Genomic DNA, 15,171 nt, shown 5'->3' with positions numbered 1-15,171 from the left:
TAAGATGGAAAAAGATTTAAAAAAGAAAATCGGACAGCTCATGGTATTTGGATTCAAAGGGAAGACTGCTACGCCTGAGATTAAAAAACTTATACGGGAGCATCAGGTTGGTGGCATTATTTTATTTGCTAGAAACATTGGAACGACAGAGGAAGTACTTGCATTGACAAAGGAGCTTCAACGGGAAGCAAAGGAAGCAGGACATGAAAAGCCACTGTTGATTTGCGTCGATCAGGAGAATGGTGTTGTTCGTAGACTTGGCGACGGTGCGACAATATTTCCAGGTTCTATGCTACTAGGTGCTGCTGGTCGAAGTGAAAATGCCTACATAACAGGATTATTAACAGGTAGAGAATTAAAGGCTCTAGGGATTAACTGGAACTTAGCCCCCGTATTAGACGTCAATAATAACCCGAATAATCCGGTAATTGGTGTTCGTTCCTATAGTGAATCAGCAGAGATAGTGGCTGAATTCGGAAAACAAGCTGTGAAGGGAATGCAGGATGCTGGATTAATAACAACAATAAAGCATTTCCCAGGTCATGGGGATACTAGTGTGGATTCCCATCTTGATTTACCTGTTATTTCACATGGAATGGAAAGACTAGAAGAAGTAGAGCTAAAACCGTTCCGAGAGGTGATAAAGCAAGGCGCTGACACAATCATGTCTGCACATGTGTACTTCCCAGCAATTGAGGACCGTGAAAATGTACCAGCTACTTTATCTAGAAAAGTCATTACAGGACTACTTCGTGAAAAATTAGGCTATCAAGGTGTCATCACGACAGACTGTATGGAAATGAATGCTATTTCCGAGGGGATTGGAACGGCTGAAGGAGCGGTTGAAGCATTAAAAGCTGGAGTTGATTTAATTATGGTTTCTCATCTCCAGTCGCGACAATATGAAACATTAAGTCTAGTTGAGGCTGCTGTTGGATCGGGGGAAATCGCTGAAGAGGTTATTGATGCTGCTTACGGTAGGGTTATGGCCTTGAAGGAAAAGTATTTAGCATGGGACGATATTTCACTAGATTCAATGGAAGTAGTTCCTCCAGTTGTCGGGAGTAAGTTACATGAAGTAGAGGCTCGTGAGATTTATAAGCAGGGAATTACTATCGTGAAGAATGAAGGAGATTTACTTCCTCTTCAACTAGAGGATGCCGACCGAATTTTAGTAGTTTACCCAGAGAATAGTTATGCGATGCAAGTAGAGGATAAAAGATATGCAACCTTTTCACTTGGTGAAGCGGTTCGACAATTACACAAAAACACAGAAGTTGTTGAATTATCAAACCCACCAAAGGTTGAAGAAATTGAACAAGTACAACAAATCGCTAAGAATTTCGAGGCTGTTATTGTAGGCACACTAACCGTTATGCCCGATGATCAACAAGTAAGATTAGTAGAGGCATTATATAAGGAAAATAAACAAATCGCGGTCATTGCAACTAGAAGTCCATATGATATTGCTTATTTACCAGATATTCCTGCCTATATTGCTACCTATGAATTTACTACACCAGCATTACAAATTGCTGTGGATGCATTATTTGGAAAAGAGAAGGTAAAAGGGAAATTACCTGTAACTTTGCCATAGAAGAAGGGATGAGGATGATGTTTTCTGGAAAAGAATTTTGCTACGCTATCGGACTTATGTCTGGAACCTCTGTAGATGGAATTGATGCTGCTGTCGTAAAAATTTATGAGAATGATGATATACGTATGGAACTAGTGCATTTTGATTCCATCCAATATGAAGCGGCTATACGGAATGCAATCCTAGCACTTTGTAATCCAAAGCAAGCTAGAATTGAGATGATTTCGGGTATGAATATGCTGCTTGGTGAGCTTTTTTCAGATGCTGTAAGGAAGGTTATTCAGGACGCAGGACTTCAACCAGAAGATATTTCCTTTATCAGTTCTCATGGCCAAACTATTTTTCATCAACCAGAACCACAGCTAATCGGCAAACATCCAGTTACCTCTACATTACAAATCGGCGATATTAGCATGATAGCTGAAAGAACAGGAATTACAACAGTTGGGGATTTTCGCACTAGAGATATGGCGGTTGGTGGACAAGGGGCACCACTAGTACCGTATGCTGATTATTTATTATTTCGCCATAGGGAGGTTGGTAGAGTACTAGTCAATATTGGAGGAATCTCTAATTTGACAGTACTCCCGGCTAATGCCGAAGAATCAGATGTGTTAGCCTATGATACTGGCCCTGGGAATATGATTATCGATTATTTTGCAAATCAAATTACACATGGAAAGCGTTCATTTGATCAGGATGGACGTATTGCTAGTGCGGGTAAAGTTCATGGACCATGGTTAGAAGAGTTGTTACGTGAGCCTTATTACAGTCAAACTCCACCCAAATCAACGGGTAGAGAGCTTTTTGGGGAAGTGTATGCACGTAAACTATGGGATGAAGCCAATCGACTCGGTATAAGTGAAGAAGACCGCATTGCAACCGTTACAACCTTAACAGCAAAAACAATAACGAATGAAATTGACCGTCATATGGCGAAAGGAAGTATTCGTGAAGTTTACATTAGTGGTGGAGGAAGTAACAATTCATTCTTAATGAAACAAATTGAAAGCGCTTTACCTAATGGGGTAACCTTACGAAGAATGGATGAATTGGGTGTATCGGCTGATGCAAAGGAGGCAATGGTCTTTGCATTACTGGGGTATCAATATTTAAATAAGAGAACCAATAATTTACCATCCGCAACAGGTGCTACCAAGAAAGTAATGATGGGTAAGGTAGCCTGGGGAAGCTAAGGAGGTGAAATAGTTTTTCGCAATCATGATTTAAATATTAACTATCGATTACTTAAAAGCTAGGGGGAAGTATTTAATGAGAGGAAAGTTGAAGTTAGTTTTTATGTTGCTATTTGCTTCTACATTTGTATTCATATTGAGTGCATGTGGAAAAGATTCAGCAGGGGAGACAGATGAAGACGGTAATTGGAAAGGGAAAATTACGATTTGGGATGGTCCAAGATGGGCACAAGAAGGGGACACTTCTGGCGAAGAAGGGAAAGGAAATCAATATTTTTGGCTAGAAGGAAAAATTGAAGCGTTTGAAAAGTCTCATCCAGGTGTTGAAATTGAGCTTATTAAAGTTCCTTGGGCAGAGTTACCAGATAAGCTAGGTGTTAATATTGCTGGTCAATCTTGGCCAGATATTGCTCCAGTAGATATAAGTGGTAGTGCTGTAAGTATAGATCATATTGATCAAGGTGTTATCGAGCCCTTAGATGACTTCTTTACCGAAGATGAGCTTAAAGATTTTTACGAAAATGCATTAGATGCATACACCTATGATGGAAAACTATATGGTATTCCAAACTCACTAACCGTTCACTCCATGTTACTCAACCTTGATCTATTTAAGGAAGCGGGTGTGGAGCCACCAGCTAATGGCGAATGGACATGGGATGAATTTCTTGATACAGCCAAAAAATTAACCTTTGACCGTGATGGTGATGGAAAGATAGATGTATACGGATTTTCTACCTATATCCTACCTGGATATTATGAGGCATGGCCATTCTTCTATATGAATGGAGGTCAGCCTTTAAGTGATGACTTAACTGAATTCACATTTGATTCACCTGAAGCTATTGAATCCATTCAAGCATTAGCAGATTTAAAGCTAGTAGAAGAAGCAGCCCCTGTATCCATGGGTGGTGCTGATGTAGGTGGTACGTTCCAGGCTTGGGCAAATGAAGAACAACGAACTGTAGCAATGGAGCCTTGGGCAACCTGGGCAATTACCTCGACTCAGTCGTCTTATCCAACGAACTTTATGGTTGCTAATTATCCTACTGGTTCCACCGGAGAGCCTGTAACCATTGGTGGTGTTGGCGGCTGGACAATGTTCCATCAAGAGAGTGATGCTAAGAAGGAAGTTGTAGCAGAATTTATGAAGTTCATCTCTTCAACGGATGAGCAATATCTAATGTCAAAAGAATATGGTATCTTCCCTGCACGAATCAGTGCTGCTGAGAAGGAACCTTTCGCAGACAACCCAGAAATGGCACGTGCACAAGAAATGTCTTCACAGGTTGTTATGCTTCCACGTCACCCAGAGTGGAAGAAAATAGACGAAATCATTCAACGTGAATTACAGCTTGTATTTAATGGTGAGAAAACCGCTGAAGAAGCAATGGCAACGGCGAAGCCAGAGGTAGAAGCATTACTGCAAAAATAATAATGGGTAATCCAGTAGGCTGCAGTATATAAAAGTCTACTGGATTACTTAATAGCTGAGAAGATGTTGCTCGACTGTAGAAAATCAAAGCGTAAAAAATTCACAACAATAAGTAACACATATAAATCTACTAATTTATAAAATTACATATTTAAAACAAACAGCAGGGAGGGAAAGCTTTGGAAATATCAGGGGCGTTCAAAAATGCTGGAAAGAATTTGAAAAGAACCGGTAAACAAATTCGCAAAAATTATGCAGCCTATCTTTTCTTACTTCCTAAATTGATCTTATTTACTTTATTTATAGCTATTCCAGTTGTGTGGGCATTTGTTCTGTCTTTTCAAGAGTACCGCATTACAGAGTCTAATATATTTGCAGGATTAGACAATTATAAGCAAGTGTTGGAAAGTGAGGCATTTAGAGAAGCGTTACTAAATACAACGATATATACTGTAGTGACAGTTCCGTTTAATGTTATCACTGCGTTAATTGCGGCATCCTTAATACATTCACTTGGAAGGTTTGCTCAGAACTTTTTCCGGGCTGCATTTTATTTACCTACAGTTACTTCCATGGTAATTATTGCGATGGTTTGGCGTTGGATGTATAACTACGAATTTGGTTTGTTTAACTATGTAATAGGTTGGTTTGGTATGGAGCCGATTAACTGGCTGGGACAAACGAATTCTGCATTAATGGCAATTATTATTATGCAAATGTTAATTCCATTTGGTGTTGGAATTATTTTATATTTAGCTTCCATGAGCTCGATTTCTGAATCACTTTATGAGGCAGCGACAATTGATGGTGCAAATGCTTTCCAAAAATGGGTTCGAATTACGATTCCAATGCTAACCCCATCAACAGTATATCTAACGCTACTTAGTACTATTGGTTCTTTCCAGGTATTTACACAAATTATATTAATGACTGGTGGGGGTCCAGGTTATGCAACGGAAACTTTAGTGCATTTAATCTATAAAACTGGATTTAGAGACTTTGAGTTTGGATTAGCAGCAGCACAGTCTGTCGTATTATTCTTGATTATTCTCGTCATTTCTGTGTTTCAATACAGAGTGTTAAATCGTAGGAACTAGGAGGGAAATACATGAAAAAGCGGTTTAGTATTCAAAAAACAATTACATATTTGTTGTTATCTGTTGCTGCAGTTATTTCCCTTTTACCACTATACTGGGTATTTAGTACTTCTCTACAGCTTAAAAGTTATCAGGACGAGGATCTTGAGAGGCCAACCTCCTATGTTAATGCAAACCCACCAAAAATGTTTCCGGTAGGTATTACGGAATACTTTGAGCATTGGGGGAAAGCAAGGGATGCTGAAAAAATCGGGGATAGTGAACAGGAAGCATATCATCGACAGGTTATGGATAATATTGTAACCGATATGTTTTCTGGTTTTAGGCAATTGTTCCAACAAAACAGTATGGGATTATGGTTCTTTAATAGTTTGTATATTGGGATTGTAGTGACACTCGGAATCCTATTATTTGACTCGATGGCGGGCTATGTTCTTGCGAAAAAGAGATTCCCTGGTCGTAATTTTATCTTCTGGTTGATCATTTCTACGATGATGATTCCTTCACAGGTTACGCTAGTTCCGATGTTTATTATGGTCCGAGATTTAGGTTTAATGGATACACATTGGGCATTAATTTTACCAGACCTATCCATGGTATTTGGAGTATTTTTAATGCGTCAATTTATGTTCTCAATTCCTGATGAGTTAATCGAAGCGGCCAAAATTGATGGGGCAAGCGAATGGAAAACATTTTGGAAGATTGTCCTTCCACTTGCAAGGCCAGGTCTAGCAGCGCTTGGAATATTCACCTTTATGAATGTGTGGAATTCCTTCCTATGGCCGATCATTGTGTTGAATAATGCTAAACTATATACTCTCCCAGTAGGTCTAAAAACATTACAGGATGCAAACCTTGCAGACTTCAAGCTACTAATGAGTGGAGCAGCAATTGCAGCAATTCCAATGATTATTGTGTTCCTTCTATTCCAACGTCATTTTGTAAAGGGATTAACCTTGGGTGGTGTAAAGGAATAGAGAATGACTTAAGTTAAAACCTAAAACATTATAGGATGGTATGTGCATGAATAATTTATCAGCTTTGGTTACAGAGATGCGGAATGAGCATTCGATGACAATTGATACGATGTCGACTGCGGAAATCTTATCGGTCATCAATCAAGAGGATATGAAGGTTGCCCAGCAGGTTCAGGAGGTTTTACCTCAGGTTGAACAGGCGGTTGAGAAAATCTATCAATCACTTAAGCGAGGCGGTAGATTATTTTACGTTGGAGCAGGTACAAGTGGCCGACTAGGAATCCTAGATGCAGTTGAATGTCCTCCTACCTTTAGCACCCCTCCAGATTTGATTCAGGCTGTTATAGCCGGTGGTTTTAATGCATTTGAACAGGCAGTTGAGGGTGCAGAGGATAGTGAGGAACTAGGTGCAAGTGATTTAAAGAACCGGGGTCTAACCGAATTGGATGTTGTAGTAGGTATTGCTGCAAGTGGGCGTACACCTTATGTTCTTGGAGCACTTAATTATGCTAGAAAAAACGGTGCTGCGACAATTAGTCTTACAAGTAATAAAAATGCTACCATTAGTCAAGCTGCAGAGGTCAATATAGAGGTTGAAACAGGTCCAGAAGTTATTACTGGATCTACTAGAATGAAGGCTGCTACTGCACATAAACTTATTTTGAACATGCTAACGACAACAACGATGATTAAAATTGGTAAGGTTTATGAAAATCTGATGGTCGATGTAAAAGTAAGTAATTATAAACTAAAGGAACGTGCGATTAATATTGTATCGACCATTACGGGGGTATCCTATGAAAGTGCTAAGGATACATTAGACGAGACAAATCAGGAGGTTAAGCCCGCGATTGTTATGCTTAAAGCGAATATCACCTTTGAGGAAGCAAAAAAAGCTATATATGAGGCAAATGGCTACGTTAGAAAGGCAATAGAACTTGCAACTAAAGGGAGAGATTAGTATGGTAACTTATAGAAGCTATCAATCTAGTGATGAAGTTGAAATCGTCAATTTGTGGAATAACTGCTTACCGAAGGATCCGATTACAGCTTCTAGATTTCGAAATCTTGTATTACTAGATGCCAATTTTGATCCCAATGGACTGCTGTTAGCTTTTGATGGGGCAAAATTAGTTGGCTGCATGTATGGCGTTCGAAGATTATTACCAATGATAGGAACGGAGCTTGAAGAAGAGAGTGGTTGGATTACATTTTTCTTTGTCGATGCCAATTATCAAAGAAAAGGAATTGGATCCGAATTATTGAATCAGGTGATCCAATTTTTCCAAGCAGCTAACCGAAAGCAGCTATTTTTTGCTTCCTATGCTCCTAACTATATTTTGCCAGGGCTTGATAAAAATGTTTATCCAGAAGCCTTTCGTTTTTTACAAAAGTATGGATTTCAGACTTTATATTCACCTGTGGCAATGGACAGGAGTTTAATAGATTTCCATAAAACAGCTGAAATTAAGCAATTAAAAATGGAACGAGAAGCGGAAGGGTATACGATAACGACTGCTAATAATGGGGACTTATACGAGGTTATACAATTTGCCACTACTATCTTCAATCCAGATTGGGGAAGAGCTATTCGAGAGGGTATCCTTCAGGTTTTACCGCTAGAGCGTATATTAATTGCCAGGCACCATGGAAAATTGGTAGGATTTTGTTTATATGGAGGATATGAGGGAATAGCGGAAAGATTTGGTCCCTTTGGTGTTGATCCGAATCAACAGGGAAAGGGACTTGGTAAGTTGTTACTTCATGAGTGCTTGTTCCATATGAAAGCAGAGGGGCTTCATAATGCTTGGTTCTTGTGGACAGGTGAGAAGAGCACTGCTGGACATTTATATGTAAAAACTGGTTTTCAAATAACCCGAAAATTTCACGTCATGAAAAAGGATATTTGAACCTGATAGAAAGAGGTTTGAAATTGTATGTCTTATATGACTGGTGGTCTAACCATGCTAACGGAAATGTTACCATTGTTACCTCCCTCCGAGAAAAAAATTGCAACTTATATTATTAAACAGCCAGAAGAAGCGATAAAGCTTACAGCACAGGAGCTTGGTAAACGAAGCGATACAAGTGGTGCTGCAGTTATTCGATTGTGTAAATCACTGGATCTTAAAGGTTTTCAGGATTTAAAATTTCGTATTGCTGGTGATTTACAAAAAACATCTGACGAAGGCTTTCGTGATATTAAACCAAATGAAGGACTAAAGTCAATCATTGATAAAATGACCTCTAATACCATTCAAACCATTCGTGAAACTGCCGAATTGTTACATATTGAAGAGGTAGAAAAGGCTGTTCAACTGCTTCTCCATGCCAAGAAAATCCATTTTGTTGGAGTGGGCGCCTCTGGAATCATTGCAAAGGATGCACAGCAGAAGTTTTTACGTATTAATAAGACCGTCTATGCTTTTTCTGATATTCATATGGCGGCTACACTTGTGGCAAATGGTGATGAGGATGATGTCGTTGTTGGGATCTCCTTTTCTGGGGAAACACCTGAGGTTGCGAAAATTCTAGAGCTTGCAAAGCAGAAAAACATGAAGACAATCAGTATTACGAAATATGGAAGCTCCAAAGTAACAGAACAGTCAGATATTCGGCTGTATACATCTGCAACAAAGGAGCCGACTTTTCGAAGTGGTGCTACCCTTTCTCGTATTGGACAATTACAGGTGATTGATATTCTTTTCATGCGTGTGGCAACATTGAAATATGATGAGACTGTAACATATATTGATGTAACAAGAGACGCTATTAACTTTATAAGTAATAAAGGAAAGAAAAAGTAATATATAGAAAGCTAACTCTAGAAGGGTTGGCTTATTCTTGTTAGGACAACTGGAGGGAATCGTTATGAAATTTATGCCTTGGCAAAAAGAAAGATTAGAAGAGCTTGTTGCGTTATGGAATCAAGAATTACAGGAAAGATTTCCAATGCGCTTCGAACTATTTCAGCAAAACAGCTTTTTAGATAAAAACATTTCCTATGAAGGATCAAGAATGGTAGTAAACGAAAATGATAAAGTTGTTGGCTTTATTGTGGCAAAGCATTTTAAAGAAAATACTCCCATAAAATTGGGAGATGGAGTTGGCTGGATACAAACGATGTTAGTTGATTCTAATTACCGTAACCAGGGAATCGGTACACAGCTATTACAGCATGCGGAGTCAATTTTACAACAAGAGGGTGTAAAGGAAATACTGTTGGGTAGAGATCCCTATCATTATTTTCCTGGAGTCCCAAGTGAAGATAAAGAGACAGCTCGTTGGTTTGAGAAACGTGGCTATCTACATCTAACAACGGAAACAGATCTAAGTAGAAGCTATGAGGTACAAGAACCTATTGATTGGCCGGTAATACCGAATGTTGAATTTTCTATCTTACAAGAGACAGAGAAAGAAGAATTTCTGGCATTTTTACATCGTTGCTTCCCAGGAAGATGGGAATATGAAGCGGTTCATTACTTCCAAAAAGGCGGGACAGGACGAGAATTTGTTGTCCTAAAGGAGAATGACGTAATCATCGGATTTTGTCGTGTTAATGATGGTAATTCACCGATCATAATGGGAAATATTAACTGGTCACCATTGTTTAATGGGTCATATGGAGGTATTGGGCCACTTGGTGTGGATGCTGAAAAACGTAAAAATGGTTATGGACTTGCGGTAGTTAAGGCTGGAATTGCTACTCTTCGTGAACGTGGCATTACTCGAATCGTTATTGACTGGACAGGATTAGTGGATTTCTACCGAAAACTTGGCTTTGAAAGCTGGAAGAGCTATGAAGGCTATAAAAAGGAGCTATAATCATGCGAGAAAAAGTATTGGGGTTTTTACAGCAAGAGATTGAATTGGAGCATATACCTGGGGCTGTGATTCATGTCTCCCATCAAGGAAAGGTACTGATGCAGGAAGCAATCGGTAATCGAGTTGTATACCCAGAAGTAGCACCAATGCAGCTTGATACGGTATTTGATTTAGCATCACTAACAAAGGTCGTTTCGACATTGCCCGCTATACTCAAGCTTTTAGATGATGGCTTGATTCGATTAGATGACAGCGTATCCTTCTTTTTACCTGAATTCGGAAATGAGGGAAAAGAAGATATTACGTTAAGACATTTATTAACCCATACATCAGGTCTACCATCTCATATTCCATATTTTTTGGAGAAATTGAATACTGAACAGATATTAGAGCGTATTTACCAACAACCATTAGAATTTAAGACAGGGGAAAAGGTAGTCTATAGTGATTTAGGACTAATAACTTTATATAAAATAGTAGAAATCGTAACTGGAGAGCGTTTTGAAGAATATTTAAGTAGAGAAATTTTTAATCCTCTTGAAATGTATGAAACAAGCTATAAGCCAAGCTTTGAACATAATCGCTATGCAGCAACAGAATACAGTGAGGAGCTAAATGCATTCAAAGTAGGAATTGTTCATGACGAAAATACTGAATCAATGGGTGGCATCAGTGGCCATGCTGGACTTTTCTCAACAATTCATGACCTCGCTAAATATGCCCAGATGATTGAGAATCACGGCGTGTACAATGGAAAATGCATTCTATCGGAGTCGGGCTTACGTCTAGCTAGGAAAAACCATACCCCTTTTGATGATGAATACCGTGGTCTTGGCTGGCAATTAAAGAGCCCAATGTATTCTCCATGTGGTGATTATTTCTCGAATTCTACTTATGGCCATACTGGATTTACTGGCACAAGTATTTGGTTTGATCCAGAGATTGATTTACATGTGATATTATTGACGAATCGAGTGCATTTTGGAAGAAAACCTCCTATTCTAAGATTGAGACCGAGATTGCATAATTTGATACGATCGCATTTTTAGCGGGTGAACTATTGTAAGTTTCTTACAAAAAGAGAAGGTGGTTTTATGAAATCCACAAATAAATTCACAGACAAGGCTAAGGTATATGCAAAATATCGTCCTAATTACCCTATTAAATATATTGATTACTTAATTGCTGAAACAGGTATTAATGAGGAGTGTATAATTGCAGATATTGGCTCAGGGACTGGAATATTAAGTAGACAGCTTCTGGAAAGAGGATTTACTGTAATCGGAGTGGAACCAAATGGTGATATTAGAACATTAGCGGAACAAACCTTGAATCCGGATCGTCGTTTTACTTCAGTTAAGGCAACGGCTGAAAATACTACAATAAAAGATAATAGTATTGATTTAAGAACAGTAGCACAGGCATTTCATTGGTTCAATATGGAGCAGTTCAGGTTGGAATGTCAGCGGATTTTAAAACAAGATGCGAAGGTAGCTCTTGTGTGGAATAGTAGGGATGGGACAAGTGATATCAACAAGGAATGTGCTAATGTTTGCCAAAAGTACTGTCCCAATTTTAACGGTTTTAGTGGAGGAATGGAGGAAACTTCGATTGCATTTCAGCAATTCTTTAAAGATGGAAAATATTATTTTAAGCATTTTCGCAATGATTTGCAATTTAATTTAATTGGATTTTTGGGGAGGTATTTATCTGCTTCCTTTTCCCCGAAAAAGACCGACAAGGAGTATAAACCCTTCATTGCTGCATTAACAGAAGTATTTGAAAAGTATAGCGACAATGGGCAAATAGTTATTCCAACTAGTACAAAAAGCTATTTGGGTGAAGTGTAATTGTTTAGAGGTTGATTATATAAAAATACATTTCTGGAAATTAGTATAAAAATACAGTAAAAAAATATTTACAAGCTAAAGTGTATAGAGTTTTATTCATGGAACCTAATAGTAGGATTAGACGTACTACATAATACATATTCAATGGTGCAGAGGAGGAGAATTTTGTGAGTAGTATTGGAATACCAGGATTAGTACTAACGTTAATTCCTTTGCTAGTACCTATAGCACTCATTGTGTTTCTATTAATTTGGATTTACCAAATAAAAGTCAGCAATGACGTACAAGTGAAACAAAACCAAAAAATAATTGATTTATTAGAGAAATTAAATCGGAAATAGAAACGAACATCGATTAAGGAGGAAAGTGTTGTGGATTTTGATTTTTTTTGGTTGGCATTAGGAATAGCTATTGCCGGATACTGTATAGGAGAAGGCTTGAAAAATTTCAAGAATCCTAATGCGAAAAATCCGATAGATTTTTTAGATGAAGATGACGAACATGAGTTAATTAAAGAAAATGAAGTACACTATTTCATGGGAATAGCAAAGGAAGATGCAAAATCACTAATAGAGGAATATCCAGATATCCCCCATATCGTTATTAACGAAAAAGTGTACTATCCAAAGGCAAAATTACGTCAATGGCTTTTAAGCTTGGGAGATGAGAAGTAATATTTACTAAATAAATTTGTTGTTATAACTAAATCAAAGTATAGGCTGGTAAAAGCATGAAGACTTGTTGTCTCATGCTTTTTTATTGAATTATTGGTTTATGTTATTACTGATTTCATAAATCCCGTTCATCTTATATATGTTAATGGCTGCTAAGAAAATGTTTCAATATTGTATTAAACTTTTCATCATGCTCCCAAAACATCATATGCCCGCCTAGTACCTCCAGTTCTGTGTTTGGTGATATTTTTGATAGATATTCAATCGCCGATTGGGCCCAATGCTCTGCTACAGTCATTAAGGTTGGAATCTTTTTACTTGTCTCTTCTACTATCTGTCTGTAATCAGAAAACATACCAGATGCATATAGATTACTAGCTATGTAATAGGGGGTTCTCATGGATTGTTCAACAAGCCATCTAAGTTCCTTTTCAGACAAATTCTTTTGTACCATCACATCAGTAATGTAACTTGTAATAAAATCTCTATGGCCCTGTGGAGTTCTTAAATACGTGTTATAAAGAGAAGCGATATCATCAAGTGGACCCTCAACCCAATCATCTTGATTAATGGATAATGACTTCGGTGGCATATCAATCATTACTAGTGATTTTATGTCTTGTATTCCATTTTGCTTTATATATTCCCAAGCGGTGAGACAGCCAAATGACCATCCTACTAATGTTACATGATGAATATTTAAAAACTGTAAAACTTTAGCTAAATCATTTCCATGTGTAACATAATCATTTCCGTGTACAGTAATCGTTGATTTCCCATGGCTTCTGGGATCTATTACAACAACCTGATTCGTTTTGGAAAAATAGTTTACTTGTTTCTCAAAAACTTCCGTCGTAAAGGTGAACCCTGGAATGAAAACTAGTACATCACCTTCCCCAATAGTCTCTACGAACAATTCAACACCAGGATCTACTTCTACATATTTTCCAGGCATATGAATCCACCCCCAAATTTACTTTTTTACCATAGCATATTATGAATTCTAGCCATTCATTCCGATAGAAGTACATGAGGTAAAAGTATTTTTTCTGAAGCATGAATTCAAAAGCTGTACATATATTTCTAATAGAAAGATAGGTGGAAAGCAGTCATTCTTTTCTCTAGTTAATTGAATACATCTATCCACCTTGTTTTATGAATTTTGGATAAAGAGGGGGTTAATTGGTGAAGCATAAAAAACGATTATGGTTGATGTTGATGATGGCTGTCCTGTTGTTGGTAGTGGCAGCTTGTTCTAAGGATAAGGATTCTAGCTCAACTGTTGGCAAGGATGGTGAGATTGCCGGAGATTTGGAGATTCAATATTTTGTAGGTGGCTATGGTGATTCTTGGTGGAAGGAGGTCATAGCAGACTTTAAAAAAGTATATCCAGATGTTAATGTCATTGAACATGCCGGTCCCAATATTAACGAGGAGATGCGTTCAAGATGGGTATCCAATGATCCGCCTGATGTCGTCTATATTGATGGTGCCGGTTCTAGTGAAACACAAATGGTCGAGGACGGGCAGCTTATGAATATAACAGAATGGGTCAATGGAATTGAATTAGAGGGCGGAGATAAACTGATTGATAGTTTCATTGTTAAACCAGCCACCTATAATGGGGAAATCTATTCATTACCACTAGTTTTTGATACGTGGGGAACGTGGTATGATAAGGCGCTATTTGAAGAAAAGGGATATACTGTTCCTAAAAATTTTGATGAGTTTATAGATTCCATGAAAGAAATTAAAGATGGTGAGGGGATTGATCCGTTTGTGACGTCTGGTCAGCATCCGTATTATTTCTTGCGTGGCATGCTGTATCCTGCGTTTGCAGCAGCGGGTGGGGAAGAGCTATTAGAAGACGTAATTACTGGTAAGGAAGGTGCATGGTCCAGTGAACAAGTATTAGATATTATGAAACGGGTGCAAAAAATGGTAGATGAAGGAATGTTCGATTCCGGTCTAGGTGCGCTGAATCATACACAGTCACAGATGAATTTCCTTCTTCATGAAAATGCCTTTATCCCAGTGGGGTTCTGGCTACCAAATGAGATGAAAAATGATATTCCAGAAGGATTTGATTTCGGATTTATTCCGTCGCCTATGAATGCTACAGATGAAAAGTATGCTATTGTGCCAGATTTACGCCCACTTGCAATCGCGGAAGGGGCAGAAAATCCTGAAGCAGCCAAGGCTTTTGTTGCGTTTGTATTTACAAGGGAATATGCCAGTGCCTTCAGTGAGCATACAGGGGCCATCATGAACTTAACAGGAGTAGATTTGACGAAGAATGATAAGGTCCCAGAATATTTAATGAATGCGAATGCGATGATCAATGATCCGGATATTGTTCAAATTTATGAAAAGCCACATCCAATGAGTGCGGATCTCGAAACACCGATAGGTAATGCATTAGTTTCCTTAATGCTAGGAAACATGACTGCTGAAGAATTTGTAGTCGAAGCAGAGAAGGCTGCAGAGGAATACCGAGCCGGATTAAATTAAGGGATTATT

The 15,171-nt window shown here is 38.3% G+C and carries 15 protein-coding genes; 14 read left to right on the top strand and 1 reads right to left on the bottom strand.

Features of this window, described 5'->3' with window-relative positions; genetic code table 11:
- Positions 1-4 precede the first annotated feature (4 nt).
- From nagZ to KI338_RS05510, 13 genes are all read left to right on the top strand, one after another.
- A complete protein-coding gene (gene nagZ / locus KI338_RS05570) occupies positions 5-1,597 on the top strand; it encodes a beta-N-acetylhexosaminidase (protein WP_212919949.1) in 1,593 nt (530 codons plus the stop codon).
- 14 nt (positions 1,598-1,611) lie between these two features.
- Positions 1,612-2,793: an anhydro-N-acetylmuramic acid kinase gene (locus KI338_RS05565; protein WP_244853360.1), complete on the top strand. Its 1,182-nt coding sequence runs from the start codon at positions 1,612-1,614 to the stop codon at positions 2,791-2,793.
- 76 nt (positions 2,794-2,869) lie between these two features.
- On the top strand, positions 2,870-4,228 hold the full coding sequence (locus KI338_RS05560; protein WP_212919948.1) for an ABC transporter substrate-binding protein: 1,359 nt from the start codon (positions 2,870-2,872) through the stop codon (positions 4,226-4,228).
- 179 nt (positions 4,229-4,407) lie between these two features.
- Positions 4,408-5,325, top strand: a complete 918-nt coding sequence (locus tag KI338_RS05555; RefSeq protein ID WP_212919947.1) for a carbohydrate ABC transporter permease — start codon at positions 4,408-4,410, stop codon at positions 5,323-5,325.
- An 11-nt stretch (positions 5,326-5,336) separates the two neighbouring features.
- Positions 5,337-6,302 (top strand): carbohydrate ABC transporter permease, encoded by a 966-nt coding sequence (locus tag KI338_RS05550; protein WP_212919946.1) that lies wholly within the window; start codon positions 5,337-5,339, stop codon positions 6,300-6,302.
- Positions 6,303-6,342: 40 nt separating this feature from the next.
- Positions 6,343-7,263: an N-acetylmuramic acid 6-phosphate etherase gene (gene murQ / locus KI338_RS05545; RefSeq protein WP_212919945.1), complete on the top strand. Its 921-nt coding sequence runs from the start codon at positions 6,343-6,345 to the stop codon at positions 7,261-7,263.
- 1 nt (position 7,264) lies between these two features.
- Complete coding sequence (locus KI338_RS05540) at positions 7,265-8,212, top strand: GNAT family N-acetyltransferase (protein ID WP_212919944.1); 948 nt, start codon at positions 7,265-7,267, stop codon at positions 8,210-8,212.
- A 27-nt stretch (positions 8,213-8,239) separates the two neighbouring features.
- Positions 8,240-9,109 carry a MurR/RpiR family transcriptional regulator gene (locus KI338_RS05535; protein WP_212919943.1) on the top strand — a complete coding sequence of 290 codons (870 nt, stop codon included), beginning with the start codon at positions 8,240-8,242 and terminating at the stop codon, positions 9,107-9,109.
- 64 nt (positions 9,110-9,173) lie between these two features.
- Positions 9,174-10,127 carry a GNAT family N-acetyltransferase gene (locus KI338_RS05530; RefSeq protein WP_212919942.1) on the top strand — a complete coding sequence of 318 codons (954 nt, stop codon included), beginning with the start codon at positions 9,174-9,176 and terminating at the stop codon, positions 10,125-10,127.
- A 2-nt stretch (positions 10,128-10,129) separates the two neighbouring features.
- Positions 10,130-11,176, top strand: a complete 1,047-nt coding sequence (locus tag KI338_RS05525) for a serine hydrolase domain-containing protein (protein WP_212919941.1) — start codon at positions 10,130-10,132, stop codon at positions 11,174-11,176.
- Between the two features lie 45 nt (positions 11,177-11,221).
- Complete coding sequence (locus tag KI338_RS05520) at positions 11,222-11,977, top strand: class I SAM-dependent methyltransferase (protein WP_212919940.1); 756 nt, start codon at positions 11,222-11,224, stop codon at positions 11,975-11,977.
- A gap of 167 nt (positions 11,978-12,144) precedes the next feature.
- Positions 12,145-12,318 carry a hypothetical protein gene (locus KI338_RS05515; RefSeq protein ID WP_212920070.1) on the top strand — a complete coding sequence of 58 codons (174 nt, stop codon included), beginning with the start codon at positions 12,145-12,147 and terminating at the stop codon, positions 12,316-12,318.
- Positions 12,319-12,348: 30 nt separating this feature from the next.
- Complete coding sequence (locus tag KI338_RS05510) at positions 12,349-12,651, top strand: DNA-binding protein (protein ID WP_212919939.1); 303 nt, start codon at positions 12,349-12,351, stop codon at positions 12,649-12,651.
- A gap of 142 nt (positions 12,652-12,793) precedes the next feature.
- Here the strand turns inward: KI338_RS05510 and KI338_RS05505 are convergent, their stop codons facing one another.
- A complete protein-coding gene (locus KI338_RS05505; RefSeq protein ID WP_212919938.1) occupies positions 12,794-13,606 on the bottom strand; it encodes an alpha/beta fold hydrolase in 813 nt (270 codons plus the stop codon).
- A 257-nt stretch (positions 13,607-13,863) separates the two neighbouring features.
- Here KI338_RS05505 and KI338_RS05500 point away from each other — a divergent pair, with 257 nt between their 5' ends.
- Positions 13,864-15,162 (top strand): ABC transporter substrate-binding protein, encoded by a 1,299-nt coding sequence (locus tag KI338_RS05500; protein WP_212920061.1) that lies wholly within the window; start codon positions 13,864-13,866, stop codon positions 15,160-15,162.
- The last annotated feature ends 9 nt before the right edge of the window (positions 15,163-15,171 follow it).

Source organism: Ornithinibacillus bavariensis, assembly GCF_018333235.1.
Classification (GTDB): domain Bacteria; phylum Bacillota; class Bacilli; order Bacillales; family Amphibacillaceae; genus Ornithinibacillus; species Ornithinibacillus bavariensis.
The sequence above is the reverse complement of the archived record's forward strand: the minus strand, read 5'-3'. Positions and strand labels throughout refer to the sequence as shown.